General features: G+C 64.1%; 4 protein-coding genes. 2 read left to right on the plus strand and 2 right to left on the minus strand.

Features of this window, described 5'->3' with window-relative positions:
- Together ABSG20_RS33865 and ABSG20_RS33870 are read right to left on the minus strand one after the other, a co-directional pair.
- A partial coding sequence (locus ABSG20_RS33865) for a hypothetical protein (protein WP_423868792.1) occupies window positions 1-249 on the minus strand: 249 nt, incomplete at its 3' end.
- A gap of 238 nt (window positions 250-487) precedes the next feature.
- Complete coding sequence (locus tag ABSG20_RS33870; RefSeq protein WP_423868793.1) at window positions 488-994, minus strand: nuclear transport factor 2 family protein; 507 nt, start codon at window positions 992-994, stop codon at window positions 488-490.
- Between the two features lie 66 nt (window positions 995-1,060).
- On the opposite strand from ABSG20_RS33870, the gene ABSG20_RS33875 reads away from it, so the two are divergent.
- Together ABSG20_RS33875 and ABSG20_RS33880 are read left to right on the plus strand one after the other, a co-directional pair.
- Window positions 1,061-1,621, plus strand: a complete 561-nt coding sequence (locus tag ABSG20_RS33875; RefSeq protein WP_423868794.1) for a PadR family transcriptional regulator — start codon at window positions 1,061-1,063, stop codon at window positions 1,619-1,621.
- Between the two features lie 77 nt (window positions 1,622-1,698).
- Window positions 1,699-2,887: glycosyltransferase family 2 protein (locus ABSG20_RS33880; RefSeq protein WP_423868795.1), on the plus strand; the 1,189-nt coding region annotated here is incomplete at its 3' end.

The following is a 2,887-nucleotide window of genomic DNA, read 5'->3' on the forward strand; positions in this document are numbered from 1 at the left end:
GGCGATCTTGTCGCTGTTTGCCTTGCCATCGTCGGACAAACGCTTCAGCTCGGCGCGAACGCTGTCGATGCTCTGGACGAGCTGCTGCTCGCGGTCCTGCGTGGCCTTTTCCGCGTCCGCGAGCTTCTGGGTAAGCTCCGCGCGCAGGGCGGCCATGTCAGGGGTCACATCGTTCGACTGGGATGAGACCGAATAGGAAAAAAGGGCAAGGATGCAGACAACGAGAACAGGCAAGGCATACTTGGTCACGGCGAGGTCCTCCCGTTAAGCGAGCATATTTTTTCCCCTGGCAGCCAAAGTCGGCAGCGACGCCGATTTTTGCGACAACTGCATCAACATTGCGGCGCTCCGGCCTGTAAGGCTATCCTGTCATCAAGCAACCTTGACGTCAAATCGCAAAATCCGGAAGGGCCGGATCGAGGTCGCAGGTTGCGACCGGATGTCGATTCGCAGATCCGGCTACGGCTCGCAACCCTGAAGTGTGTCGTCACGACCTGACGGAGGCGCGCAGCAGCCCCGCGCCGATGGCGTCTCCGATCCGGGTCATGAGCGCGAGCGGCTGCGCCAGCACCGAAATCGCCGCGCCGCGCAAAAGGCTCTCACGGCGACCGAGCCTCGCGCCGATCTGCCGCAGCGCCGCTGCGGCAGCAGGCAATGGCCGGAAGAAAACGGTGATCGACGCAATGCGTCCATCGCCGTCGAAGCGCAGATGGTCGACAAATTCAATCTCCAGTCCGTCGACCCTCGCCCGGCCGACCAGGAAACCATCCTCATCGCCCATGAATTCGTCGGTGTAGCGGAAGTTCTCGAACACTTCGAGGATGATGCCGGCCAGCGCGGCGATCTGATCGCGGCCCCTGAACGTCAGCCTGTCGGTCAGCGGCGAGTGGAATTCGGCATCGGCGGCGAAGGCGTCGGCGACGGCGCCAATGTCGCGTCCCTCCATGGCGGCGCGCATGGACGATCCGGCGGATAGGCTTGCGATAGGGGTCATCGGCTCGTCCCTTATATGTTACGGTGATATATTGTCATAACCGGTTTGGTTTGGCAAACCGTTTCGATGACCGACAAAGGAGTTCGGCTGAGGCCGCCCGACTACGTCGTGCTCGGAATGGTTCGTCTGGGCGCGCAATCGGGCTACGACATCAAGAAGTCGGTCCGCGATTCGATCCGGTTCTTCTGGACCATCTCCGAGGCGCAAATCTATCCAAGTCTGGCTCGGCTGGAGCGGGCGGCGCTGGTGCGGGGCCGCTCCGCGCCGCAGGGCCGGCGCCGGCGCCGGAACTTCGACATCACCCCGCAAGGCGAGGCCGCTCTTCGCTTGTGGCTGACCGCCGGGGAGGCGATGCCCTTCGAGCTGCGTGACATTGGGCTCGTCAAGCTATTCTTTGCCGACGCGCTCGATCGTGCGGACGCGCTCGGGCTGCTGCAGGCCATCATTGAGCGGAGCCGCGAGCGCGTTGCCGCTTTGAACCGGATAGAGCCCGAGGCCAGGCGCTCCAGGGCCTCGGGTATCCGTCACCCGGCGCTGACGTTGAGCTTGGGCATCGCCTTCCATAAGGCGATCATCGACGTCTGTGCCAAGTTCGCGGAGGAGTTCGGCAGCACGAAAAACCGCTGAGCCGCCCGACTGCGGGAACTGAATCGCCGGTCCGGCTTTAGCAAGACACATGGAGTAAGCTTAAGAGAATCCGTCGCGTGCTCGAAGATATATTCATCAGGCGTGATCCCATTGGCGTTCCCGGATCCGCCATCATCGCCATACCCGCACATGATGAGGCGAGCCACATCGAACGCTGCCTGGCCGCGCTGGCGGTGCAGCGCGACGGGGCTGGAGCACCGGTAGCGCGGGGCGCCTTCGAGATCATGGTGTACGCCAACAACTGCACCGACGGGACGGCCGCGATCGTCCGTGCCTTCGCCGCCAAGGTGCCTCACCCGCTCCATGTCGTCGAAGAGCAACTGCCGAAGACCCGACAAAATGCCGGCTGGGCCCGCAAACGGGCGATGGACCTCGCTGCCGCCAAACTCGCCGGCAAGGGCACCTGCGGCAACGGCACGCCCAAAGGTTTCATCCTGACCACGGACGCCGACAGCACCGTCGCGCTGACCTGGTTTGCCGCCAACATCAGGGAATTCGCGCAAGGCGCGGACTGCGTCGCCGGCTATATCGACGCCAACCCGCTCGAGCTGGTCAGCCTGGGACGCGACTTTCTGGCACGGGGACGTATCGAGGACGCCTATCTCAGGCTGATCGCGGAGATCGATGCCCGCTGCGATCCGCGGCCTCACGACCCCTGGCCCAATCATCGCGTCGCCTCCGGGGCAAGCCTGGCGGTAACGGCCGCAGCCTACGCCGCAATTGGCGGGTTGCCGCCGCGGGCGGTGGGAGAAGATGTGGCCTTGACCAGGGCGTTGACCCGGGCGGGCTTCAAGGTTCGTCACTCAATGGAGGTCTCTGTTTCAACCTCGTGCCGTTTCGATGGTCGCGCGCAGGGCGGGGCGGCCGACACGATGCGGCACAGGCACGCTGTTCCGGATGCTCCCTGCGATGCAGAAATCGAACCGGCGCTGGATGCAGCGCGGCGCGCCATATGCCGTCGGATGATCCGCCGCATCTCGGAGACGCCGGCCGGGGGGCCGGAGGCGCTGTTCGCAAGACTTCAGATTTCGCCGGCTGCCGCGGCCTCGATCAGAAACAACGGCGCCGGCGCCTTCGAGGAGATCTGGGACATGGTGTGCGAGCAAAGCCCGGTCTTGGCGCGCCGCGTTCAGTTGCGTCCGTCGCAGTTGCCACGGCAGATCGTCATGGCGGAGATGATATTGCGCCAGCTCAGGCCAACCGTCAAAACGATTGAATCGGATCTGGTTCTCCCCTCCCCCCGCG

Origin of the sequence: Bradyrhizobium sp. (assembly GCF_049512235.1) — a bacterium.
In the GTDB taxonomy this organism is placed as follows: domain Bacteria; phylum Pseudomonadota; class Alphaproteobacteria; order Rhizobiales; family Xanthobacteraceae; genus Bradyrhizobium.